Origin of the sequence: Cyanobium sp. Morenito 9A2, assembly GCF_024345575.1 — a bacterium.
In the GTDB taxonomy this organism is placed as follows: domain Bacteria; phylum Cyanobacteriota; class Cyanobacteriia; order PCC-6307; family Cyanobiaceae; genus ATX-6F1.
The window spans coordinates 14,592-36,363 of record NZ_JAGQBJ010000001.1 but is presented as its reverse complement, the minus strand read 5'-3'; the positions used below and the strand labels follow the sequence as shown (position 1 = coordinate 36,363).

The following is a 21,772-nucleotide window of genomic DNA, read 5'->3' as shown; positions in this document are numbered from 1 at the left end:
TTACCCTCAGGCCCCCGAATCTCACCCCATCCCCAGGCCAGGGTGTGAATCAGGAGACATGGGCCGGTGCCCTTCAACTGGCTAAGGCCGCGGCGCGGCCTCGCAACGCCTTCTCCGCCTCTTCCCGGTCGTCGAAATGGATGCGGGTGGTACCGAGGATTTGGTAGTCCTCGTGCCCCTTGCCGGCGATCAGCAGCAGATCCTCCGGCTGGGCTGCCGCCACCGCCTGAGCAATCGCCGCGGCCCGGTCACCCTCCACGAGCAGGTCGGTGCCATCGGGGATGCCAGCCACCACGTCATCGAGGATTTGCTGGGGATCTTCGGTGCGCGGGTTGTCGGACGTGACCACCACCTGATCGGCCAGGGCGGCGGCGATGGCACCCATCTGCGGCCGCTTGCCGCGGTCGCGGTCGCCGCCACAGCCGAACACGCAGATCAACCGTCCGGCGGCAAAGGGGCGTGAGGCCTTCAGGGCGTTCTCCAGGCCATCGGGGGTGTGGGCGTAGTCCACCAGCACCGTGGGGACGGACGCGGTGCTGCCGGGTCCGGCGGTCACCCGTTCCATCCGTCCCGGCACGCCAGCAAATCGGGCCACCGCCGCCAGCAGCGGCTCCAGGGGCAGCCCCTGCTGCTGCAGCGCACCCACGGCCTGGAGCAGGTTCATCAGATTGAACCGCCCCAACAAGGGGGAAACGAAGCGTCCCTCTCCTTTCGGTGTGATCAGGCGCCCACTCACGCCGCTGGAACTGAAGCTCAGCTCAGCCATGCGCAGCTCCGCCTCACCGGACTCGCTGGCCAGCAAGGAACTGCGCCAGCACTGGCGGCCCAGCCGCTCGGCCAGCCGCTGCCCCCAGGGATCGTCCACGTTCACCACCACCTGGGGGTCCTCGCCCGTCCGCAACAACGGAGCGGCGAACAGCAGGGCCTTGGCCTCGAAATAGGCCTCCATCGAAGGGTGGTAGTCGAGGTGATCCTGGGTGAGGTTGCTGAACACCGCACCGGCGAAGTCGCATCCGGCCACCCGCCCCTGATCAAGGGCATGGGAACTCACCTCGATGGCCGCCACGCTGGCGCCGGCCTGGGCCGCCTCCGCCAGCAGGGTCTGGAGCTCATCGGCAAAGGGGGTGGTGTGGTGGGCGGTCTGGCTGAGGCCTGGCCAACGGTTCACCAGGGTGCCGAACAGGGCACTGGGGCGGCCGCAAGCCGCCGCCAGATGCTCGATCAGATGGGTGATCGTGGTTTTGCCGTTGGTGCCGGTGACCCCGATCAGAGCAAGCCTGCGGCTCGGATGGCGCCAAAAGGCCGCCGCCAGTTCCCCCGCCACGGTGGCCAGGGGCTCGGTGGCCACCAGCACGGCCTCCCCCGGCGCGGGCGGGGCCGCCGCCGCCGCCGCCGGACTGATCACCGCCGCCACGGCCCCGGCCGCCAGGGCCGCCGGCCAGAAGCTCCCCCCATCGACGGTCTGGCCAGGAAGGCCCACGAACAGGGTGCCGGGGCCGACGCGGCGCGAATCACAGCTCACCGCCGCCACCTCCCCATCGGCCAGGCCCTCGGGGACCGCCAGACCGACCGACTGCAGTAGGGGGTGGAGCAACGGGCTCATGGGTGGGGAGGTCGCGGCACCCGGAGGGATCCCCGGGCGGAGGGGCGGGGCCTTTTTAAGCGGGCGGGAGCGGAAAACTGTTCCTCTGCAACCAAACCCGCAGCCCGTCCCCCGACAGCCGCGGTGACACCCGCGCCAGGTCCCGCCAGCGCCCCTCCCAGCGCTGGGCCAGCACCGGCACCTCCAGCCCGTAGCGGGCCTGGAGCTCGGGATCGGCGTCCACATCGATCAACTCGAGCACCGGCGCCGGATCGAGTGCCGCGAGCCGTTCCGCCAGACCCTCGCAGAGGCAGCAGCCCGAGCGTGTGTAGAGCCGAAACGAGACGTCCTCAGGCAAGGGGGGCACAGTCAGGAATGGAGAGACAGAAAGGCGCTCAATCTGGAACGGGATCGCAGCCGCAGGGGGTGAAGGGGTGGCAGCGCAGCAGCCGCCGCAGGGTGAGCCAACTCCCCTTCCAGGGGCCATGGCGGCCGATCGCCTCAAGGCCATAGGCGCTGCAACTGGGGATGAAACGGCAACGGGGCGCCAGCAACGGCGAGATCCAGCGGCGATAGATGCCGATCAGGGCCACCAGCACCATGGCGACAGCCCCTGAAACACCCATCAGGCCAGCGGATAGGATCGTTGGCTGGCGTTCCAAGCCGGGGCCCCGTGAAGGTCTTCCCTCCAGCATGCCCCGGCCTTGGCCCACGTCCGACCATTCAACCCTTGATTTCCTTCCTCAATGTCTCGATACCGCGGCCCTCGCCTGAGGATCACGCGGCGCTTGGGAGACCTTCCTGGTCTCACCCGTAAGTCCGCCAAGCGGGCTTATCCCCCCGGTCAGCACGGCCAAGCCCGTCGCAAGCGCTCCGAATACGCCATCCGCCTCGAAGAGAAGCAGAAGCTTCGTTTCAACTACGGGATTTCCGAACGTCAGCTGGTGCGCTACGTGAAGAAAGCCCGTGCCCAGGACGGTTCCACCGGAACCAACTTGCTCAAGCTGCTGGAAAACAGGCTCGACAACATCTGTTTCCGTCTGGGCTTCGGCCCCACCATCCCCGGCTCCCGCCAACTGGTGAACCACGGCCACGTGAGTGTCAACGGGCGGGTCGTCGACATCCCCAGCTACCAGTGCAAGGCCGGCGATGTGATCGTCATCCGGGAACGCAAGGCCAGCAAGCGCCTTGCCGAAGGCAACCTGGAGTTCCCCGGCCTGGCCAACATCCCCCCCAACCTCGAACTTGACAAGGCCAAGCTGACCGCCAAGGTCAACGGCAGGATCGAGCGCGAATGGGTGGCCCTGGAGATCAACGAACTGCTGGTGGTCGAGTTCTACTCCCGCAAGGTGTGACCCCCGAGAGTCACCCACCAAGCCTGGCTTGGTCTCCTCCCCCCGCCTTCGGCGGGTTTTTTTTGCGCCCTTTGGTCGCGCCACAGGGGTAGAACGCAGCACGTCCCCTTCAGGCTTGGGTCCGTTTCGGCGGCTCATCCCAGCCGCAGCACGCGCTGAGCATTGCTGCGGCACACCTGAATACGCTGGTCTGGGGAGATGGCGGCGGTTTCGATCCAGTCAGATGCCAGCTGAATGTCTTCGTAGGGGTAATCCGTGGAGAACATCACCGCGTGATCGCCCATCGCCTCAAGGGCACAGCGCAGAGGTGCGTCCGCGCAGACCCCGGAGGTTGTCACCGTGAGATGCCGCTTCAACGTTTCTGAAGGGGGCTGACTCAAGGAACGGCCGAGGGGCGTCACAGCGGCACGGCTGTCGAACCGCCAAAGCATGTACGGCAGGGTCTCTCCCATGTGGCCAAGGATCAGCCGCGCCCGCGGATGGCGCTCAAACACCCGGGCGAACACCAGGCGAAGCATGTGGGTGGCGGTGTCACAGGTCCAGCTCCAGACGGCCCCCTCCAGCTCAGGATGACCGCGGAACGCCTGGGTGTGCTCGCTCACCAGGCCCGGGTGCAGATAAAGGGGAACATCAAGCTGCTCAAGCGTGTGCCAGAAAGGAGCGAATCGGGGCTCGTCAAGGTAGGCACCAGTGGTGGCACCGTTGATCAGCACCCCGACAAAGCCGAGCTCCAGCACACAACGCTTGAGCTCGCTGCAAGCTGCCTCCACATCCTGCAAAGCCACACAGGCAAACCCGCGAAAACGCTTGGGGGCAAGATCAATCCGTTTGTTCAGAAAATCATTGGCGCGGTGGGCCAACTCAACCGCCAGAGCGGCATCCTGAATGGATTGCACCCCAGGTGCTGTCTGGGAAAGAACGGATAGCGAGATCCCAGCCAGATCCATGGCCTTGAGGCGCTGATCCGAAAATTCCGGAAGTGCAACCTCAATCGTGCGCAGCACGTCGGGATCGAAAAAGGCCACGTCGTTGATCGATGGCTCAAGGCCAGGCGCCGTGAAGTGCTCTTCAAGGGCAACCTTGTCGGTGATCGATGGCATGGGGAGAAACCGCTCTTGACCAGCGGAACCAGACTTGGACGGGGAGAGGCGATCAGCCGCCGATCAAGGTCTCCAGCGCGACCGTCACATCCGCCTGACGCATCAGCGCCTCGCCCACCAGCACCGCGTCGGCGCCGGCGCTCACCACCCGGTCCAGATCGCCGCGATCGAACAGCCCCGATTCGCTCACCAGCAGCGCCCCGCAGGCGCGCACGCGCTCGCCGTAGGTGGCCATCAGAGTTTCGGTGACGGCCAGATCGGTGTGGAAGGTGGCCAGATCGCGGTTGTTGATGCCGATCAAGCTCACACCACCCAGGGCCAGCACGCGCTCCAGTTCGCCGCCGTCGTGCACCTCCACCAGCACTGCCAGGCCGAGGGCCTGGGCCACCTTGAGCAGGTAGGCCAGGTCCTGGTCCGTGAGGATCGCAGCGATCAACAAAGCGGCATCGGCTCCGGCCGCCCTGGCCTGGAACAGTTGATAAGGCGAAAGGATGAAGTCCTTGCAGAGCAAGGGCAGGTCCACCACCTGGCGCACCGCCACCAGCACCTCGAAGCCCCCCTGAAAAAAGGCCTTGTCGGTGAGCACCGAGAGGCAGCTGGCCCCGCCGGCGACGTAACCCCGGGCGATCGCTTCAGGATCGAAATCCTCCCGGATCACCCCCTTGCTGGGGCTGGCCTTCTTGATCTCGGCGATCACCGCCGGCTTGCGGCAACTGGCACGCAGGGCAGCGAGAAAATCGTGGGTGGCGGGCAGCTCCTCCACCTGCCTTTTGAGCTCCTCTAGGGGCACCCGAGAGCGGGAGGCCTCCACTTCTTTATCTTTCGCCCAGACAATCTTTTCGAGAATGTGGCGCGGTTCGGCCTCCGGATGGGGGATGCCGAATTCCAGGTGGGCCACCTTCACCGGCGGATTGGGCGGGCGGCGACGGATCTCCAACGTTCAGACCCCCACCGGCTGACGGGCGGAGCTCACCGCTGCGGCAGCCTGCTTGTAGGCCACCTCCACCAGCTCACTGAGGGTCGGGTGGGTGTGCACCTCGGTGGCCAGCTGCAGCACGCTCTGGCGGCGGGCCACGGCGTTGGAGATCTCCTGGATCAGGTCGGCGGCGTGGAGGCCATAGATGTGGGCGCCGAGCACCTCGCCGCTGGCCTTGTTGAACAGCAGCTTCATCAGCCCATCGCTTTCGAGTTCGGCCAGGGCCTTGGTGTTGGCCTTGAAGTAGCTGCGCACCACCCCCAGTTCGAAGCCGCCGGCGACAGCCAGGGCCTTGGCGTCGGCTTCGCTCAGCCCCACCGAGCTGATCTCGGGATGGGTGAAGGTGGCCGCCGGGATCGAGCGGTAATCGATCGTGCGCGGGTGGCCCAGGATGTTGTCCACCGCCACGGTGCCCTGGGCGGCGGCGGTGTGGGCCAGCATCAGCTTGCCGGTCACATCGCCCACGGCCCAGAGGTGGGGCGCCGGCACGCCATCGACCAGCACCCGCAGGCTGTCATCGACGGGGATGAAGCCCCGGTTGGTCTCGACGCCAACGCTCCCCAGGTTGAGTTCCTTGCTGGTGGGCACGCGGCCGGTGGCCACCAGCACCGCATCCACCTCCAGAACCTCCACCAGCTCCTTGCTGGCCATGTCGGCCAACTCGATGCGCACGGGGCTGCCGGGGGTGACCTTGCGGGCGAGCAGACCGGTGCGGGTCTCGATGTCGCGGCCCTCGATCAGCTTGCGGGCCGCCAGCTTGGCGATGTCGGGATCGAAGGTGGGCATCACGCGATCGAGCGCCTCGATCAAGGTGACCTCACAGCCCAGGGCCGTGTAGACGTCGGCGAACTCCAGGCCGATGTAGCCGCTGCCGATGATCGCGATCCAACGGGGCAACGTGGCCAGTTCGATCGCCTCGTCGCTGGTGAACACGGTGCGGCCGTCGGTTTCGATGCCGGGGGGCACGAACGGATCGGAGCCCGTGGCGATGATCACCTCCCGGGCCGAGTAGATCCGATCAACGCCATTGCTCTGGCGCACCCCCACCTTCTGGGGCCCCTCCAGCCGGCCCTTGCCCCGCAGGATCGTGGCCCCGGAGCGCTCAAGGGTTTTGGTGAGGTTGGTGCGGATCGCGGCCACCAGCTGGGCGGCGTGGTCGGCGATCGCCTGGCGCTCGAAACGCACCGGGGCGGCATGGATGCCGAAGGCACGGAGGTGCTCAACATCCGCCAGCTCCCGCACCCGGCCGCTCGCCGCCAGCAGGGCCTTGGAGGGCACACAGCCGCGGTTCACGCAGGTGCCGCCCATGTCGCGGGATTCGATGATCGCCGTGCGCAGGCCGTGGTCGGCGGCGTGTTTGGCCGCATCGAAGCCGCCGTAGCCGGCGCCGATCACGATCACATCGAAGTCGAAAGGCGCGCTTGCGTCGGACACCGGCCGCTGGCAACTGAGGCTGGCATTCTCCCCTGGCGCCGCCCCCTCAGCCCCCGCCGGCTGAACCGAAACGCTGGCGGCTGCGCTCCAGCAGCAGCGGCGCGGCGGCCACAGCCACGTTCAAGGACTCCACCTGGGGGCTGTGGGGGATGGTGACCCGGTGGCTGCAATGCTCCAGCAATTCCGGGGCGAGCCCAGCGCCCTCGTTGCCCAGGAGAAGCACCGTGGGCCTGCGCCAATCCAGCTGCCAGTAGGGAAGACCGCCCCGCACCACCGTGGCGACCACCTGCAGCCCCTCCCCCTGGGCGGCCGCCAGGCGCTCGATCAGCTCCGCCGTCCCCTCCAGGCGCCGCAGGGGCAGGGCCAGGGCCGCCCCCGCGGAGGCCCGCAGCACCTTGGGCTGCCAGGGATCGGCGCCCCCCGCCAGCCAGAGCGCCCCCACATCGGCCGCCAGGGCCGTGCGCATCAAGGTGCCGAGATTGCCGGGGTCCTGGAGCCGGTCGAGGGCCAGCAACAGATCGGCGCCAGGGGCTGGATGGTGATCGGGGAGGGGGAGGCTGAGCACCACCCCATCGGGGTGCTCGGTGGTGGCCACCGCCGCCAGCACCGGCTCGGCCACGGGCTGCAGGGGAACGGCGAGTGGAAGCAACTGGACCAAGGGCGGATGCCGCGCGATCCAGGCTTCCGTGGCCAGAACCCTCTCGGGCCGCAGGCCCCGGCTCAGCACCTCCTCGAGCAGATGGGTGCCTTCGACCAGCAGCAGTCCATGCTCCCGCCGCCCTCGGGCCCCCTGGAGGGCACGAAAACGGGCCACCTGAGGATGTCGCCGGCTGGTGATCAGCTCGGGCCAGAAACGGCCACCCTTCATGGGCAGAGCAACAGCAAGAGCTGATGGGCCGCTTGCCGTCGCTCAGAAATGATGGTGACGGCGCACATGCAACTTGTCGTTGAGCACCAGCTTGGATTGATCCAGGTCCAAGCCCTTGACCGAGGCCACCTCGCCCTTGAGACCCTCTTGGGAGAGGTTCTCGATCAGTTTCTTGAGGAGAATGTCTTCGATCGTCGACTCATCAAGGCTGTCAGGGGTGAGGCTCTCAAGAAACTTGCCGAGCTTCGAGGCCACCACTTCTGAAGCGTTGGTGATCTTCAGCACGATCATTGTTGGGGCTCAGGCGAGGTGCTGAAGCGAGAAGAGTGAAGTGCGGATGGGGAGACTTGAACTCCCACGACATTGCTGCCACTAGTACCTGAAACTAGCGCGTCTACCAATTCCGCCACATCCGCGGGCGTACGTCGCTGTTGCGACCCGGCCACCATAAAACATCGACCGGCCGCGGCCTGAGGGCCCAGCGCCAGGCCCTGCCCGGGGGCCGTCGGGCGGCGAGAGGGAAGGGTTCCAAGACAGTTCGGGTGGCGGACCTCTAGACGGTGCGACGAATCATTGTCAAGATGCCGGCACAAAAAGCGGGACCGTACAAGTCATGACCCTGACGGCTGCTGTCCCGTCCCAGCACGTGCTCACACCCCAGTTGGAGATTGCCGGTGGACGCCGGCTCAGTGGTGACATCCGCGTCAGCGGTGCGAAGAACTCAGCCCTCGTGCTGATGGCCGCCTCCCTGCTCAGCGAGGACGGCCTGCGGCTGCGCAACGTTCCTCCGCTCACGGACATCACCGCCATGGGCGAGATCCTCGCCTCCCTCGGAGTCGGGGTGCTCCGGGGAGGCGACTGGATCGAGATGGACGGCGGCACGCTCAGCAAATCGGCGCCGCCCTACGAGCTGGTCAACAGCCTGCGGGCCAGTTTCTTCTGCATTGGGCCACTTCTTGCCCGCCTCGGCGTGGCCCGGGTGCCCCTGCCCGGTGGCTGCCAGATCGGCACCCGCCCGGTGGTGGAGCACGTCAAGGGGCTCAAGGCCCTTGGCGCCCAAGTGACGATCGAGCACGGGGTGGTCTCGGCAGTGGTTCCCGGCCGCGGCCACCGGCTCAGCGGCGGGCGCATCCACATGGACTGCCCCAGCGTCGGTGCCACCGAGACCTTGATGATGGCCGCCGTACTCGCCGATGGCGAGACGGTGATCGATAACGCGGCCCTCGAGCCTGAGGTGGTCGACCTGGCCGGTCTGCTGATCGCCATGGGGGCTCGCATCCGCGGCGCCGGCACCCCCAGCATCACGATCGTGGGGGTTGACCGTCTGCACGGGGCTGACTATGCCGTGATCCCCGACCGGATCGAAGCCGGCACCTTCCTCTTGGCTGCCGCCATCACCCGCTCGACCCTGCGGGTGTCACCGGTGATCCCCGAGCATCTGAGCGCCGTGCTCACCAAGCTCGAAGAGGCCGGCGCCCGGCTCGAAGCCGACGGCAGCGCCCTGACCATCTCCGCCGAGAGCCTCATCGCCGTCGATCTGCGCACCCAGCCTTTCCCGGGCTTTCCCACCGATCTCCAGGCCCCCTTCATGAGCCTCCTGGCCACGGCCACAGGCACCAGCGTGATCACTGAGAACATCTTCGAGAACCGCCTGCAGCATGTGGCTGAACTGCAGCGCATGGGAGCGGCGATCCGCATGCAGGGCAACACCGCCTTCATCGAAGGGGTCCACCGCCTCAGCGGCGCTCCCGTGCAGGGCAGCGACCTGCGGGCGTCTGCGGCCATGGTGTTGGCGGGCCTGGCGGCGGAAGGCATCACCACCGTCCAGGGGCTCGACTACCTCGATCGGGGCTACGCCGATTTCGAAGGCAAGCTCAACGCCGTCGGTGCATCGATCCGCCGCCACGGCGGCTGATCCGGGCAGGGCCCAGCCCAGGGCGGAAGGCCCTCCCCTACAGTCTCCAGGCGGGAGCGTGCCGGAATTGGTAGACGGACTCGACTCAAAATCGAGCGCCTTCGGGTTTGTGGGTTCGAGTCCCACCGCTCCCATCTCGTCGGTGATGGACACCTACAACCGCTTCGATCTGGAGCTGGTCAAGGGCAAGGGTGTCTGGGTGAAGGACAGCCGCGGCCGCACCTACCTCGACTGTGTCGCGGGCATTGCCACCTGCACCCTGGGCCACAGCAGCGGCGCCCTGCGCAAGGCGCTCAGCAGGCAGCTGGGCCGGTTGCAGCATGTGTCCAACCTCTACCGGATCCCCGAGCAGGAGGAACTGGCCCGCTGGATCAGCGATCACAGCATCGGCACGCGCGTCTTCTTCTGCAATTCCGGCGCCGAGGCCAATGAGGCGGCCATCAAGCTGGCGCGCAAGCACGGCCACCAGGAACGCAGCATCGAGCGACCGGTGATCCTCACGGCCGAGGCCAGCTTCCACGGCCGCACCCTGGCGGCGGTGAGCGCCACCGGCCAACCCAAATACCACCAGGGCTTCGAGCCCCTGGTGGAGGGGTTCCGCTTCTTCCCTTACAACGACACCGCTGCCTTTGAGACCCTGCTCGAAGAAACCGAGGCGGACGGCCCGCGGGTGGCGGCGGTGCTGATCGAGCCGCTCCAGGGGGAAGGCGGAGTGAACCCCGGCGACCCGGCTTTCTTCGCGCGGGTGCGCGAGCTCTGCGACCAGCGCAACATCCTGCTGATCTTCGATGAGGTGCAGGTGGGGGTGGGCCGCAGCGGCAAGCTGTGGGGCTACGAGCGCCTGGGGGTGCTCCCCGATGCCTTCACCCTGGCCAAGGGCCTGGGGGGCGGCTTCGCGATCGGGGCCCTGGTGACCGCCGCGAAAGCTGATCTGTTCCAACCCGGTGACCATGCCAGCACCTTCGGCGGCAATCCCTTCGCCTGCCGCGCTGCCCTCACCGTCGTGCACGAACTGGAGCGGCGCGATCTGGTGGCCCATGTGGAGGCCTTTGGCGCCAAGCTCAGAACCCTGCTGGAGGAGCTGGTGCGCCGCCACCCCGACCAGTTGGAGGCGGTGCGGGGCTGGGGGCTGATCCAGGGCCTGGTGCTCAAACCTGGAGCCCCCAGCGCACCGGAACTGGTCAAGGCGGCGATCGATCACGGCCTCCTGCTGGTGCCTGCGGGCCCGGCGGTGGTGCGCTTCGTGCCACCGCTGGTGATCCGCCCCCGGGAACTCAAGCAAGCGGTGGAGCGCTTCGAAGCCACCCTGATCCACGTCACCGCCGCCGGCTGAAGGGGTGAGCGCCCCCCGCCTTGATCTCTTCGCGGATCTGATCGAACCGTTCCAGCGCCGGGGCGTGGACCTGGGCCTAGAACGCCTGGCCACAGCCCTGGCTGAACTCGATCACCCCGAACGCCGGTTCGTGGCCGTGCAGGTGGCCGGCACCAACGGCAAGGGGTCGATCTCCGCGCTGGTGCATGGGGCCCTGGTGGCCGCGGGCCTGCGCAGTGGGCTTTACACCTCACCCCACCTGCTCAGCTGGTGTGAGCGCATCCGGCTGGGGGCCGAGCCGATCGCCCCCGCGGTGCTGCGGCGGTGGCTCACGGAGTTGCAGCCGCTGGCCCGCCGCCACAACTTGACCCCGTTCGAGCTGATCACGGCAGCGGCCTTCGCGGCCTTCGCCGAGGCGGGGGTGGCGATCGCGGTGCTGGAGGTGGGGCTGGGGGGACGGCTGGACGCCACCACGGTCCATCCCCGCCGTGAGGTGATCGCCCTGGCTTCGATCGGCCTCGATCACCGGGAGTTCCTCGGCCCCGATCTGGCCAGCATCGCCGCCGAAAAGGCTGGGGTGCTGCACCCGGGCGCCCTGGTGGTGAGTGGCCCCCAGACGCCCGAGGTGCGGTCGGTGCTGGAGGCCCAGGCCCAGGCGCGGGGCTGCCGGCTGCAGTGGCTTGAGCCCCTGGAGCAGCAGGGGGATGAGCTGGTGGCAGGTGACTTGCGCTGGCCCAGCGCCCTGCCGGGGGCGGTGCAGCGCCTCAACGGCGCCGTGGCCCTGGGGGTGATCGAGAATCTCCGGCGCCTGGGCTGGGCGATCCCTGATCAGGCCATCTGCGCCGGCTTCAGCCAGGTCCATTGGCCCGGCCGCCTGCAGCGCGTGCTCTGGCGCGGCCACCCCCTGATCCTCGATGGAGCCCACAACCCACCGGCGGCGGTGGCCCTGCGGAGTGAGCGGGACCGGCTCGGAGATGACCCCATCCACTGGGTGATCGGCATCCTGACCAACAAGCAGGCACCGGAGATGCTTCAGGCCCTCCTGGCTCCGCGGGATCGGGCCTGGATCGTGCCGGTGGGCGGCCACAGCAGCTGGGGGCTGCCGGAGCTGTTAGCGGCCTGCCCTGAACTGGCCCACCAGCTCACAGGCGCCAAAGACCCCGAGGCGGCCCTGATCGAAGCCACTGGCACGACCCGAAGCCCCAACCGTCCGGTGATCGTGGCCGGCTCCCTGTACCTGCTGGGCGACCTGCTGGCCTCGGCGGACCTAGACCAGGAGTAGCCGCCCCACCGCCATGCCTGCCCTTCCCCAGCCTTGCCGGTCGGCGCTGCGCCAGGCGGTGGGGCCTGGAGCCTGGAACCAGTGGTGGCGCATGGCGGCAAGCCTGACGCTGCTGCTGGCCCTGGTGCTGGGGGGCCCCGGACCCTTTGAAGCCCCCCCCGCCGCCGCCGTCGATTTCACGCTGACCAACCAGAACGGCGCCGATTTCCATGGCCAGGAGCTTGTGGGCACCTCCTTCGCCGGGGCGGTGGCCCGGGGCGCCAACTTCGCCGGTGCCCAGCTGCAGGGCTCGATCCTCACCCAGGCCAACTTCGCCGATTCCGATTTCAGCGGCGCCGACCTCTCCAATGCCCTGATGGACCGCACGGATTTCAGCGGCACCAACCTCACCGGCGCGGTGTTAGCGGGCGTGATCGCCAGCGGCAGCAGCTTCAGCCAGGCCCACATCGAGGGGGCCGATTTCACCGGCGCCCTGCTGGACCGGGACGACCAGCGCAGTCTTTGCAAGCGGGCCGCGGGCACCAACCCGATCACCGGCATCGACACCCGTCTCAGCCTGGAGTGCTCCTGAGCCAGCCCCGCAGCTTTCCTGGGTTGAGCAAACCCCCAGGGTCGTGGGCGGCCTTGGCGGCCACCTGATCGCCGTCGATCACCCCGAGGCCGCCGTCTTCGACGGTGAGCACGTGGGGGTTGAAGAGCACGCCCCCCAGCTCCTTCACCTGGGCCATCAGTTCCGCCAGGGGGCCATTGCCCCGCCAGCGCACCAGGGGCAGGGCCGCCAGCCGCGCCGCCCCCTGCTGCCGCACGGCCTCCAGGTGCCAGAACAGGTCATCGCCCCAACGCCGGCGCAGGGCGGCGATCGCCGGGCCCTCCGGCTGGGGCAGCAGCAGCTGCAGGTAGGTCCAGCTCGGATCCTGGGCGCGCACGTGCAGGGTGGTGTGGTTCCAGGTGAGCTCCCGCAGCGGTAGGCCTTTCCCGCCCGCCTGGGGCGCCGACCAGACGATCCGTCCCCCCAGCTGGGGAACCCAGGCCTCCAACACCGGCAGGGCATCGGGTGCCGCCAACAGCAGCAGCCGATGGCCGGTGGCCGCCTGGCAGCCCACGGGGTTTGGGAGCTGCCGGGCGAGGGGACGCTCCAGCAGGCAGAGGGCATTCAGCAGCAAGGCTGAGGCCGGGAGAGCCTGGGCTGCCCCCAGGGCTGTGTCCCAGTGCTCGAACTCCAGCACCAGCTGCTGCCAGGGGACCGCCTCAGTGGTGGCCAGGGTGAGGGCCGTGATCAGGCCGTTGGTGCCATACGCATGGTTGAGCGCCCGGCTAGCGGAGGTATCAAGCTGCAGCAACCTGGGTTCGCGCTCCACCGTGACCACTTCCAGGCCGAGCAGGTGGCCGGGATCGCGCAGGAACCCCCAGCGGATCGAGCCGATGCCACCGGAGCCCCCGGCGATGAAGCCGCCGAGGGTGGCGGTCCGGTAGGTGCTGGGGGCCAGGCGCAGGGCACGGCCATGGGGCTCCAGCTGGCGATCGAGTGCCGCCAGCAGGCAGCCCGCTTCGGCCGTGACGATGCCGCTGGCCGGATCAACGGCCCTCAGCCGGTTCAGGCCGCTCAGATCAAGCACCACGCCGCCGTCCAGGGGCACGCATTGGCCGTAGTTGCCGGTGCCCGCGCCCCGGGCCGTGAGTGCCAGCTCGTGGCGGGCGCAGGCCGCCGCCACCCGCCGCACCTCCTCAACGGTCTGGGCCCGCACCACCAACTGGGCCCGCTTCCCCTGGAGCTGGGGCTGCAAGACGGGGGAATAGTCGAAGTAGTCGTGCGAGAGCCGCTCCAGCTCATGGCCCGCCGGCACGAGATCAAGGCCCACGAGCTCCTGAACGAGCGCCTCGAGCACCTCAGGGCTGGCCGGGGCAGGCCGCTGGTGGGCGGGACGGGTCATGGGAGCTAGGGCAGCGGGGAGAGCCCCGCCAGCAGCGGGTGATCGGACGGTTCGGGCGGCAGCCACTGGCCGGCGCGCAGCACGCGCCGCTGGGGCGGCCGGGCCAGCAGTTCGCCCCAGGTGCCGGCGGAGAGCACCACCAGATCGGCCGGAGCCCCCACCCGCACCACCCCATCCCAGGCCAGGCCCAGGACCCGGGCCGCCGCCGTCGTGAACGGGGCCAGGCCCAGGCGCTGCCAGGGGGCCAGCTGGGCCGCCGCTAACGACTGACGCAGCAACTCGATCGGGTCCAAGGAGCCGCCCGGGTACCAGGGGTCCTGGACGTTGTCGCCGCCGACAGCCACGGTCACCCCAGCCCGTTGCAGCTGGCGGATGGGCGCCAGGGGCCGGCGGCTGGGGGTCGCCTCCCCATGGCGACCCAGCAACCAGAGGTTGGTGAGCGGCAGGGCGATCACGCTCAGGCCCGCCGCCGCGATCGCTTCCGTTTGCCGCTCGAGGGCTTTGGTGCCGAGCAAGCCCAGGCTGCTGCTGTGGCTGCAGGCCAGGGGCACGCCAAACCCGTGCTGGCGCACCAGGCGAGTGACGAGGGCGACACCGGCACCCGGTTGGGAGTCGGCCTCATCCACATGCAGATCGACGCCGCAACCGAGCCCCTCCGCCAAACGCAGCAGGGCGAGCACCCCCGCCGCCGCCGCCTGGGGAGCCACGAACCCCGGACCGAGCACGCCCCCCAGCCGTTCACCGGCATCCGCCACCCGTCGCGCCAGGGCCGTTCCTTCGGGGGTCGCCCAGTGATCGATCGGCACCAGGGCCACCAGTTGCAGCTCAATCCGCCCCTGCCAGCGCCTGCGCAGCTCCAGCAAGGCCTCCCAGCTGGCTTCGGCCGCTGGACCAAGGCTGTCGATGTGGCTGCGCACGGCCCGCAGCCCCGAGGCCCAGGCCAGCTGCAGGGCGCGCTCCCCCCGCTCCAGCACCCGCTCGCGCGTGCGGCTCAGGTGCTCCTGGCCGTTGGCCGCCAAGGCCCCCGCCACGGTGCCGGCCTGGTTGGGATGCATCGACCAGCTGAAGGCCTTGTCGAGGTGGGCGTGGGGCTCAACCGGCGCGGTCAAAGCCAGGGGGAGCGCGGCGCCGGCCCTGGGCCCAGGGGCCTCCAAGGCACTGATGCGTCCCTCGGACACCCGCAGCTGCACCGCCACCAGACCCTCAGCGTCGGCAGCGGGGCAAGCGTGCCAAAGGGGATCAAGCAGCGCCCGCGGGAGGCGCAGGGGTGGCAGAGGACCGCCAGCGGGGCTCACTGCTGCCCCACCGGCCGGCTGGTGGCCTCCAGCTGCAGGAACTGGCCGGCTCCCGCCAAGGTGGACACGTGATAGCGCGGCAGGTGCAGCGAGGGCAGCAGCTCCTGGCCGCCCACATCGGTGTTGTAGACGCTGAACAGTCCGAAGTTGAGGCGTCGGGTGTGCCGGACCGCCAACTCCCCCAGCAGCTTGCGCTGGCTGTGAACCAGCTCCGGGCAGTTCTGCACCACCAGGCGCAGGAGCATCGGCAGCCCCCCGTCGCCGCAGATCTCCCGGGTGCTGAGGTCCACCAGTCGCTCCGCCGCATAGCTCTGGAAGTCGGCCGGTGAGGGGTTCGTGAACACCAGGGCAACACCGGCGGCCACCGCCACCCCACCCCCCAGGAGCAGGGGCCGAACGCGTCCGGTCGAGGCAGAGGTGGGTCGGCTCAACGGCGCAGGTCAGGTGAGGACTGCTTGATAGGATCGCGCAGTCCACGGCGGGCGTAGCCAAGTGGTTAAGGCAGCGGATTGTGATTCCGCCATTCGGGGGTTCAATTCCCCTCGCTCGCCCTTTTTCTCTTCGCCCTTCGCCCTCATCTTCTGAGCAGGGCGTCGAGCAACCCTTCCCCCCCGTGGCGCACCGGATCATGGGTGGGTAAGCCGGTGGCGTTTCGGCACGCTTCGATCGCCGCTGACGCCGCGGCCCCATCCAAACCACCAGTGTTGAGAGCGATGGCACGCACGCGGGGGGGGCCAGCGCTGGCCCCCATGGGTCGGGCCAAAGCCGCCAGTGCCCCCAGCAGCTCCACCAGTTGCCCCAGCGGCGGGATCGCCACCGGCAACGCTCCAGACCGCTCCCGGATGCGCTCCTGTCCTGCCCTGTGTACCAGCAGGAGCTCGGTGGGCTGGCTGCCGCGGACCAAGGGCAATGTTGCTGAGGAGCCCGGATGGCAAAGGGAGCCCTGGCCCTCCACCAGCAGCAGCCCATCGGACCCCAGCCCTTGACCCACCTCCAGCACGGCCTGCTCCACCGCCCCGGCGGCGTAGTCGACGCGCACCGCATCGAGGGGCACCCCCGTGCCGGCAATCAGGATCCCCGCCTGGCCCGTGCCCACAAAGCGGGCGTCGAGCCCCCGCGCCAGGGCCGCCGCCCGCAGCTCCAGGCAGGCACTCATTTTGCCCACGGCCATGTCGCTGCCCACCGCCAGAATCCGTCGTCCCGGCAGCGCCGCGGCCCTTGCCGCCGCCACCTGCAGCCCCTCCGGCTCCTGCCGCAGGTCCCAGATCCACTGGCCCTCCCGGATTAGCAGGCCTGCCAGCTCGGGATCGTCGCCCAGGCGTGTGTGCAGCCCACTGGCGACGTTCAATCCCGCCGCCAGCGCCGAGCGCAGATCGCTCCGCAGCGGCTCCGGCAGCCTTCCGCCGGAAGGGGCCAGGCCGACCACCGCCACCTCGGGCCCTAGGGGCAGGGCCTCCGCCAGGGACGCCACGACCGGCACGGCCCGACGAATCCCCGTCAGCGTCTCCAGGTCGACGCCGGCATGGACCGGATCCACCACCGCCACGATCGGGCCGGATCGATAGCGCAACAGCGCCAGGCCGGTCTTGCCGGAGAGATTGTCGAGGCCACCGTGCTGCATCAGCACCACGGGTGACTGGGGATCCAGGGGCGAACGGATGTTCATCAACCTTCCTTCCAGGACACCCCCAACCCCGGCCGCTCCGACGGCCGCACCCGGTCGCCCTCCAGCGGCGGGCCCTCGAAGGGGTCATCCACCAGGTTCAGGTGGCTGTCCAGGTCGGGCCAGCGCACCAGGGGCAGCAGCTGGGCGGCGGCGCCGTTGAGCAGGGCGCTGTCGGAGTAGCAGCCGAGCATCAGATCAAGCCCCAGCCGCTGGGCGACGCCGGCCATCAACAGGGCCTCGCTGAGGCCCCCGGTCTTGAGAAGTTTGAGGTTCACCCCATCCACATGGGGAGCAAGCCGCAGCAGATCCTCGAGGTTCCAGCAGCTCTCATCGGCCACCAGTGGGATCGGGCAGTGCAGATCGAGGGCGGCAAACCCCGCCGTATCGGCCTCGGGATCCGCCAGGGGCGCCAGGGGCTGCTCCACCAGCACCACCCCCTGCTCCGCCAGCCAGGGGATCAGCCGGCAGGCCGCCTGCAGGTCCCAGCCGCCGTTGGCATCCACCTGCAGCTCCAGCGCCTCGCCCTGGGCCTGGCCCCGGCGCGCCAGGGCTTCCGTCACCGCCCGCACCAGGGCGCGGTCATGGTCCACGCCATCGGGGCTGCCCAGCTTGAGCTTGAGACGGCGCGCCGGCAGCTGCTGCCACCAGCGCTCCAGCCGCGAGAGCACCTGCTCCACGCTGCCCAGCCCCAGGGTGAGGCTGGTGGGCTTCACGGCGGTTGGATCCAGGCCCCAGAGCCGCCAGAGGGGCTGCCCCAGCCGCTGGCCCCACCAGTCATGCAGGGCCAGATCCAGGCCGCAGCGGGCCGGCGGCGAGAGCCGCGTAAGCAGGGGCTCGAGGGCCTGGCGATCGGCGGGGTCCCGTCCCGCCAGGGCCGGTGCCAGGGCCCGCAGTTCGGCTTCCACCGGCTCCAGGTGGTAAGCCCGGTGACCGGTCTCGAAGCCGCCGGTTTCCCCCTGGCCTTCGATCCCTTCATGGATCAGCCGCACCCGCAGACGCGTGACCGTGGCCGTGGTGCCGCGGCTGATCGCCAGCGGCACGGCCTTGGTGAGCACGAAGCGATCGAGGCGCAGCTCCATGGGGGCGGGGCCTTGTCCGCAGAAGGCCTGCACCGTAGCCAGCGCCAGCGAAGTCAGCGCATGGGCCGGCGATCAACGAAACTGGCCCCATGGGCGCGCAACCAGCCGTGAGGGGCAGCTACTGGATCACCACCTTCGGGTGCCAGATGAACAAGGCGGATTCCGAGCGCATGGCCGGCATCCTGGAAACCATGGGCTATGCCCCTGGCAGCGACGAGCACAGCGCCGATCTGGTGCTCTACAACACCTGCACGATCCGCGACAACGCCGAGCAGAAGGTCTACAGCTACCTGGGCCGCCAGGCCCAGCGCAAACGCCTCAATCCCCACCTCACCTTGGTGGTGGCCGGCTGTGTGGCCCAGCAGGAAGGTGAGGCGCTGCTGCGGCGGGTGCCCGAACTCGATCTCGTGATGGGCCCCCAGCACGCCAACCGGCTCGGCACGCTCCTGGAACAAGTGGAGCTCGGCCAGCAGGTGGTGGCCACGGGCGAGCACCACATCCTCGAAGACCTCACCACCCCCCGGCGGGACAGCGCCACCTGCGCCTGGGTGAATGTGATCTACGGCTGCAACGAGCGCTGCACCTACTGCGTGGTGCCAGCGGTGCGGGGGAAGGAGCAGTCGCGGCGGCCGGAAGCGATCCGGCTGGAGATCGAGGGGCTGGCTGCCCAGGGTTTCAAGGAGATCACCCTGCTGGGGCAGAACATCGATGCCTATGGCCGCGATCTCCCCGGCATCACCCCCGAAGGTCGCCGCCAGCACACCCTCACCGACCTGTTGCATCACATCCATGACGTGAAAGGAATCGAGCGGATCCGTTTCGCCACCAGCCATCCGCGCTACTTCACCGAGCGCCTGATCGACGCCTGCGCGGATCTGAGCAAGGTCTGCGAGCACTTCCACATCCCGTTCCAGAGCGGCGACAACGACGTGCTCAAGGCCATGGCCCGCGGCTACACGGTGGAGAGCTACCGGCGGATCATCGAGCGCATCCGCGTGCGTATGCCGGAGGCCTCGATCAGCGCGGATGTGATCGTCGGCTTCCCGGGCGAAACCGACGCCCAGTTCCGCCGCACCCTCGATCTGATCGAGGAGATCGGCTTCGATCTGGTCAACACCGCCGCCTACTCCCCCCGCCCCAACACCCCCGCCGCCGACTGGCCCGGCCAGCTCGACGAGCCCATCAAGGTGGAGCGCCTGCAGGAGATCAACGCCCTGGTGGAGCGCACCGCCCATGCTCGCAGCGCCCGCTACCTCAACCGGGTGGAGGAGGTCCTGGTGGAGGGGCTCAACCCCCGCGATCCTGGCCAGCTGATGGGCCGCACCCGCAGCAACCGGCTCACCTTCTTCCCCTCGGACGGCCAGGCCATCGGCGCACTGGTGCCGGTGCGCATTGAGCAGACACGGCCCTTCTCGCTCAGTGGCCGTGCCCTCGCCCCGGCCCTGCGGCGCTGATACGTTTGGCGCCCCTGGGCCAGCTCCCTGTGCCGTCTGCGCCCACTTCCATCGGTCTGGTCTTCGGCGGTGTGTCCGGAGAGCACGCGGTCTCGATTCGCTCGGCGGCCACCGTGGCCGGCGCCCTCGGCTGCGGTTCCAATGCTGAGCGCTACCGGCTGTTGTGCTTTTACATCGACCAGCAGGGCCACTGGTGGCCGCCCGCGGTGGCCGACGCGGTGCTGGCGACAGGGCACCCTCTGGAGCCTGAAGAGGTGCCCGCCAGGCCGGTGCGGCCGGGCTTCCAGGGGCTGCCGGCCCCAGCCGCCGAGGTGGATGTCTGGTTTCCTGTGCTGCACGGCCCGAATGGGGAAGACGGCACGATCCAGGGACTGTTCACCCTGATGCAGGTGCCCTTCGTCGGCTCCGGCGTGCTGGGTTCGGCCGTGGGGATGGACAAGCAGGCGATGAAGGCCGCCTTCGCCGCCGCTGGCCTGCCCCAGGTGCCCTACCGCTGCGTGGACGCCGTCGAGCTGGGGGAGCCCCAGCGCTTCGAGTCCCTGGTGGAGCGCCTGGAAGCTCAGCTCGGCTATCCCTGCTTCATCAAGCCTGCCAACCTGGGTTCCTCTGTGGGGATCAGCAAGGCCACCAACCGCTCCGCCCTGGTGGGTGGCCTGCGCGCGGCGGCCCGCCACGACCGCCGGCTGGTTGTGGAGAAGGGGATCGTCGCCCGGGAACTCGAATGCGCCGTGCTGGGCCGCCAATCCATGCGGGCCTCCGTGCTCGGCGAAATCCGCTTTGACGCCGATTGGTACGACTACACCACGAAATACACCGAAGGGCTCAGCCACACCGTGATCCCCGCCCCGGTGCCAGCGGCCGTCAGCGAGCGGGCCCGGACGCTGGCGATTGAGGCCTGCCGGGCGGTGGCGGCCGAGGGGTTGGCCCGGGTCGACTTCTTCTATGAAGAAAGTCCCAGCGACGCCAACGGCGCCGGGGCGACTGCCGAAGCTGGAGCGGGAACCCTCTGGCTCAACGAGATCAACACCCTCCCAGGCTTCACCAGCCAGAGCATGTATCCGATGCTTTGGGCCGCCAGCGGTCTGCCGCTGGAGGAGTTGGTGCACCATTTGGTGCAAGACGCCGGAGAATGGAACATCCCCAACGGCGCGGAGGCACAGGCGGCATGAATCATGGGCTGCTTTGGTTGCCACTCCTGGTGGTGTTCGTGCTGCTCACCGCCCTGGGCTGGCTGGAACGGCGGCGCCAGCGTTTGTTTCGGGAGTGGGCGGAAGGCTCGGAGCTCGCCAAGCTCGACGGCTGCGGTGCCGCCCGGCTGATCGACGGCGAACTGAGCTGGAGCCGTTTCCACGCCGGCAACCTGGAACGGCAGGGCAGCTTTCCGATCAAATCGTTGGAGCTGGTGGAGCTGCTCTCTTTAGGCTCCGGTGAGGCGCCGCTCACGGAGGAAAGCCAGGGCAGCTGCCGCCTGCGGCTGGTGGGCGGAGGCCTGCAGAAGGATCTGCCCTTCGCCGATGCCGAGCGGGCGCGGCGCTGGATGGACGATCTGATGGCGCGCTCCCGCTGCGAACTGTGAGTCCCAGGAAGGAGTCGGCCTCGGCGGGCCCGCGCCAGGTGCTCTCCCCCGGGGCCGAACGGCGGCGGCTGATGCGTGAGCAACGGCGCCAGGATTTGCTGCGCCATAGCTGGCAGGTGGTGGTGCTCTCCGCCGCTGCAGCGGGACTGGGCTGGCTGCTGCTGCGCCAGGGCTGGATCCTGCGCGGTCCTGAACAGGTGGACGTCAGCGGAAGCCAGCAGGTGAGCCGCGAGCAGGTGATCCAGGCGGCCCGACTGACCTTTCCGGTGCCACTGCTGGAACTGCGGCCCCAGGCGATCACGGCCGCGCTGGGGGCGGCCCTGCCGGTGGAAAACGTGCGCGTGAGCCGCTTGATGCTGCCGCCCCGGCTGCGCGTCCAGCTCGTGGACCGGCAGGCGGTGGCCCGGGCCCAGCGCCGCACCGCCCAGGGGATGGAGCAGGGCTACGTGGACCGCTACGGCAACTGGATGAGCCGGCGGCAGCAGCAGGGGGCTGGGGGCTCCGGCCCAGCGGCCGGAACCTCGGTCGTCGGCTGGCAGCAGCGTTACCGCCCGGCCCTGGGGCAAGTGCTGGCCCGCCGCGACGACCTGGGCAGCCCCCTGCTGGAGGTGCGCTTCGAACCCAGTGGTTCCCTCTGGCTGCGCACCGCCTCCCTCGGGCTGCTGCGCCTTGGCCCCCCCGACGCTCAGCTGGAGCGACGGCTGGAGGTGATCAGTCATCTGTCCCAGGAGTTGCCGGCCAAGGTGCGCAACCTCAAACTGCAAGCCATCGACCTGAGCAACCCGGACCAGCCCGAGCTGGGGCTAGCGGCCCCGCTTCAGGGCAACGGTGATCGCAAGGGGTCCGCTGCGGCCGGTGTGGACTAAGACACGCGAACCCCTCGGAGTGGTTGGAGCCGGTTGCCGGCCCGGGGGAATCCGCGCGAAGGTGTATCAGGACACAAAGAC

The 21,772-nt window shown here is 69.1% G+C and carries 22 protein-coding genes and 3 tRNA genes; 11 read left to right on the top strand and 14 right to left on the bottom strand.

Annotated features, from left to right (window positions below):
• Positions 1 to 73: 73 nt before the first annotated feature.
• The 3 genes from KBY88_RS00205 to yidD are packed head-to-tail and all read right to left on the bottom strand — an operon-like array spanning position 74 to position 2,208.
• Complete coding sequence (locus KBY88_RS00205; RefSeq protein WP_254937889.1) at positions 74 to 1,603, bottom strand: UDP-N-acetylmuramoyl-L-alanyl-D-glutamate--2,6-diaminopimelate ligase; 1,530 nt, start codon at positions 1,601 to 1,603, stop codon at positions 74 to 76.
• A gap of 55 nt (positions 1,604 to 1,658) precedes the next feature.
• Positions 1,659 to 1,949, bottom strand: coding sequence for a glutaredoxin family protein (locus tag KBY88_RS00200; protein WP_396102212.1), 291 nt, complete (start codon positions 1,947 to 1,949; stop codon positions 1,659 to 1,661).
• A gap of 28 nt (positions 1,950 to 1,977) precedes the next feature.
• The gene (gene yidD / locus KBY88_RS00195) at positions 1,978 to 2,208 is read right to left on the bottom strand and encodes a membrane protein insertion efficiency factor YidD (RefSeq protein ID WP_254938467.1); all 231 of its coding nucleotides are present in this window, start codon (positions 2,206 to 2,208) and stop codon (positions 1,978 to 1,980) included.
• 120 nt (positions 2,209 to 2,328) lie between these two features.
• On the opposite strand from yidD, the gene rpsD reads away from it, so the two are divergent.
• Positions 2,329 to 2,937, top strand: coding sequence for a 30S ribosomal protein S4 (gene rpsD / locus KBY88_RS00190; RefSeq protein ID WP_254937888.1), 609 nt, complete (start codon positions 2,329 to 2,331; stop codon positions 2,935 to 2,937).
• 134 nt (positions 2,938 to 3,071) lie between these two features.
• Here rpsD and KBY88_RS00185 read toward each other — a convergent pair whose 3' ends face one another.
• The 6 genes from KBY88_RS00185 to KBY88_RS00160 form a co-directional block, all read right to left on the bottom strand.
• On the bottom strand, positions 3,072 to 4,037 hold the full coding sequence (locus tag KBY88_RS00185; RefSeq protein ID WP_254937887.1) for an amidohydrolase family protein: 966 nt from the start codon (positions 4,035 to 4,037) through the stop codon (positions 3,072 to 3,074).
• 52 nt (positions 4,038 to 4,089) lie between these two features.
• A complete protein-coding gene (trpC, locus tag KBY88_RS00180; protein WP_254937886.1) occupies positions 4,090 to 4,974 on the bottom strand; it encodes an indole-3-glycerol phosphate synthase TrpC in 885 nt (294 codons plus the stop codon).
• A gap of 3 nt (positions 4,975 to 4,977) precedes the next feature.
• Entirely contained in the window at positions 4,978 to 6,447 is a 1,470-nt protein-coding gene (locus tag KBY88_RS00175; protein WP_254937885.1) for a dihydrolipoyl dehydrogenase, read from the bottom strand.
• A 46-nt stretch (positions 6,448 to 6,493) separates the two neighbouring features.
• Positions 6,494 to 7,315, bottom strand: coding sequence for a TrmH family RNA methyltransferase (locus tag KBY88_RS00170; RefSeq protein ID WP_254937884.1), 822 nt, complete (start codon positions 7,313 to 7,315; stop codon positions 6,494 to 6,496).
• A 42-nt stretch (positions 7,316 to 7,357) separates the two neighbouring features.
• On the bottom strand, positions 7,358 to 7,606 hold the full coding sequence (locus tag KBY88_RS00165) for a DUF8653 family protein (protein WP_254937883.1): 249 nt from the start codon (positions 7,604 to 7,606) through the stop codon (positions 7,358 to 7,360).
• A gap of 41 nt (positions 7,607 to 7,647) precedes the next feature.
• A tRNA-Leu gene (locus KBY88_RS00160) sits at positions 7,648 to 7,731 on the bottom strand.
• Between the two features lie 197 nt (positions 7,732 to 7,928).
• Here KBY88_RS00160 and murA point away from each other — a divergent pair.
• The 5 genes from murA to KBY88_RS00135 all read left to right on the top strand — a co-directional run bounded on the left by murA (position 7,929) and on the right by KBY88_RS00135 (position 12,395).
• On the top strand, positions 7,929 to 9,230 hold the full coding sequence (murA, locus tag KBY88_RS00155) for a UDP-N-acetylglucosamine 1-carboxyvinyltransferase (protein WP_254937882.1): 1,302 nt from the start codon (positions 7,929 to 7,931) through the stop codon (positions 9,228 to 9,230).
• 52 nt (positions 9,231 to 9,282) lie between these two features.
• Positions 9,283 to 9,364: transfer RNA gene (locus tag KBY88_RS00150), tRNA-Leu, on the top strand.
• A gap of 11 nt (positions 9,365 to 9,375) precedes the next feature.
• On the top strand, positions 9,376 to 10,563 hold the full coding sequence (locus tag KBY88_RS00145; RefSeq protein ID WP_254937881.1) for an aspartate aminotransferase family protein: 1,188 nt from the start codon (positions 9,376 to 9,378) through the stop codon (positions 10,561 to 10,563).
• Between the two features lie 4 nt (positions 10,564 to 10,567).
• Positions 10,568 to 11,824, top strand: coding sequence for a bifunctional folylpolyglutamate synthase/dihydrofolate synthase (locus KBY88_RS00140; protein WP_254937880.1), 1,257 nt, complete (start codon positions 10,568 to 10,570; stop codon positions 11,822 to 11,824).
• Between the two features lie 13 nt (positions 11,825 to 11,837).
• Positions 11,838 to 12,395, top strand: coding sequence for a pentapeptide repeat-containing protein (locus KBY88_RS00135; RefSeq protein WP_254937879.1), 558 nt, complete (start codon positions 11,838 to 11,840; stop codon positions 12,393 to 12,395).
• Here the strand turns inward: KBY88_RS00135 and KBY88_RS00130 are convergent.
• The 3 genes from KBY88_RS00130 to KBY88_RS00120 are packed head-to-tail and all read right to left on the bottom strand — an operon-like array spanning position 12,376 to position 15,481.
• Positions 12,376 to 13,755 (bottom strand): FAD-binding oxidoreductase, encoded by a 1,380-nt coding sequence (locus KBY88_RS00130; RefSeq protein ID WP_254937878.1) that lies wholly within the window; start codon positions 13,753 to 13,755, stop codon positions 12,376 to 12,378. The two genes, KBY88_RS00135 and KBY88_RS00130, sit on opposite strands and share 20 nt — an antisense overlap.
• A gap of 5 nt (positions 13,756 to 13,760) precedes the next feature.
• On the bottom strand, positions 13,761 to 15,050 hold the full coding sequence (locus KBY88_RS00125) for an amidohydrolase family protein (RefSeq protein WP_254937877.1): 1,290 nt from the start codon (positions 15,048 to 15,050) through the stop codon (positions 13,761 to 13,763).
• The gene (locus tag KBY88_RS00120) at positions 15,047 to 15,481 is read right to left on the bottom strand and encodes a DUF4359 domain-containing protein (protein WP_254937876.1); all 435 of its coding nucleotides are present in this window, start codon (positions 15,479 to 15,481) and stop codon (positions 15,047 to 15,049) included. The genes KBY88_RS00125 and KBY88_RS00120 overlap by 4 nt, the downstream gene beginning before the upstream one ends.
• 47 nt (positions 15,482 to 15,528) lie before the next feature.
• Between KBY88_RS00120 and KBY88_RS00115 the strand changes: the two genes are divergently transcribed.
• Positions 15,529 to 15,601, top strand: a tRNA-His gene (locus tag KBY88_RS00115).
• A 23-nt stretch (positions 15,602 to 15,624) separates the two neighbouring features.
• Here KBY88_RS00115 and KBY88_RS00110 read toward each other — a convergent pair.
• On the bottom strand, positions 15,625 to 16,716 hold the full coding sequence (locus KBY88_RS00110) for an N-acetyltransferase DgcN family protein (RefSeq protein WP_254937875.1): 1,092 nt from the start codon (positions 16,714 to 16,716) through the stop codon (positions 15,625 to 15,627).
• Positions 16,716 to 17,795 (bottom strand): dipeptide epimerase, encoded by a 1,080-nt coding sequence (locus KBY88_RS00105; RefSeq protein ID WP_254937874.1) that lies wholly within the window; start codon positions 17,793 to 17,795, stop codon positions 16,716 to 16,718. The genes KBY88_RS00110 and KBY88_RS00105 overlap by 1 nt, the downstream gene beginning before the upstream one ends.
• Positions 17,796 to 17,884: 89 nt before the next feature.
• Here KBY88_RS00105 and miaB point away from each other — a divergent pair, with 89 nt between their 5' ends.
• From miaB to KBY88_RS00085, 4 genes are read left to right on the top strand one after another with little or no spacing between them, the layout of a single operon-like run.
• Positions 17,885 to 19,249, top strand: coding sequence for a tRNA (N6-isopentenyl adenosine(37)-C2)-methylthiotransferase MiaB (gene miaB, locus KBY88_RS00100; RefSeq protein ID WP_254937873.1), 1,365 nt, complete (start codon positions 17,885 to 17,887; stop codon positions 19,247 to 19,249).
• A 29-nt stretch (positions 19,250 to 19,278) separates the two neighbouring features.
• Positions 19,279 to 20,418 (top strand): D-alanine--D-alanine ligase family protein, encoded by a 1,140-nt coding sequence (locus tag KBY88_RS00095; RefSeq protein ID WP_254937872.1) that lies wholly within the window; start codon positions 19,279 to 19,281, stop codon positions 20,416 to 20,418.
• Positions 20,415 to 20,825, top strand: a complete 411-nt coding sequence (locus KBY88_RS00090) for a hypothetical protein (protein WP_254937871.1) — start codon at positions 20,415 to 20,417, stop codon at positions 20,823 to 20,825. The genes KBY88_RS00095 and KBY88_RS00090 overlap by 4 nt, the downstream gene beginning before the upstream one ends.
• Positions 20,822 to 21,691 carry a cell division protein FtsQ/DivIB gene (locus tag KBY88_RS00085; protein ID WP_254937870.1) on the top strand — a complete coding sequence of 290 codons (870 nt, stop codon included), beginning with the start codon at positions 20,822 to 20,824 and terminating at the stop codon, positions 21,689 to 21,691. Before KBY88_RS00090 ends, KBY88_RS00085 begins: the two co-directional genes overlap by 4 nt.
• The last annotated feature ends 81 nt before the right edge of the window (positions 21,692 to 21,772 follow it).

Bases quoted from the DNA above. Each gene is read 5' to 3' on its own strand.
- KBY88_RS00205 (WP_254937889.1), bottom strand. From the start codon at position 1,603: ATGAGCCCGTTGCTCCACCCCCTACTGCAGTCGGTCGGTCTGGCGGTC.
- yidD (WP_254938467.1), bottom strand. From the start codon at position 2,208: ATGGGTGTTTCAGGGGCTGTCGCCATGGTGCTGGTGGCCCTGATCGGC.
- rpsD (WP_254937888.1), top strand. From the start codon at position 2,329: ATGTCTCGATACCGCGGCCCTCGCCTGAGGATCACGCGGCGCTTGGGA.
- KBY88_RS00185 (WP_254937887.1), bottom strand. From the start codon at position 4,037: ATGCCATCGATCACCGACAAGGTTGCCCTTGAAGAGCACTTCACGGCG.
- KBY88_RS00170 (WP_254937884.1), bottom strand. From the start codon at position 7,315: ATGAAGGGTGGCCGTTTCTGGCCCGAGCTGATCACCAGCCGGCGACAT.
- KBY88_RS00165 (WP_254937883.1), bottom strand. From the start codon at position 7,606: ATGATCGTGCTGAAGATCACCAACGCTTCAGAAGTGGTGGCCTCGAAG.
- murA (WP_254937882.1), top strand. From the start codon at position 7,929: ATGACCCTGACGGCTGCTGTCCCGTCCCAGCACGTGCTCACACCCCAG.
- KBY88_RS00145 (WP_254937881.1), top strand. From the start codon at position 9,376: ATGGACACCTACAACCGCTTCGATCTGGAGCTGGTCAAGGGCAAGGGT.
- KBY88_RS00135 (WP_254937879.1), top strand. From the start codon at position 11,838: ATGCCTGCCCTTCCCCAGCCTTGCCGGTCGGCGCTGCGCCAGGCGGTG.
- KBY88_RS00130 (WP_254937878.1), bottom strand. From the start codon at position 13,755: ATGACCCGTCCCGCCCACCAGCGGCCTGCCCCGGCCAGCCCTGAGGTG.
- KBY88_RS00110 (WP_254937875.1), bottom strand. From the start codon at position 16,716: ATGAACATCCGTTCGCCCCTGGATCCCCAGTCACCCGTGGTGCTGATG.
- KBY88_RS00105 (WP_254937874.1), bottom strand. From the start codon at position 17,795: ATGGAGCTGCGCCTCGATCGCTTCGTGCTCACCAAGGCCGTGCCGCTG.
- miaB (WP_254937873.1), top strand. From the start codon at position 17,885: ATGGGCGCGCAACCAGCCGTGAGGGGCAGCTACTGGATCACCACCTTC.
- KBY88_RS00090 (WP_254937871.1), top strand. From the start codon at position 20,415: ATGAATCATGGGCTGCTTTGGTTGCCACTCCTGGTGGTGTTCGTGCTG.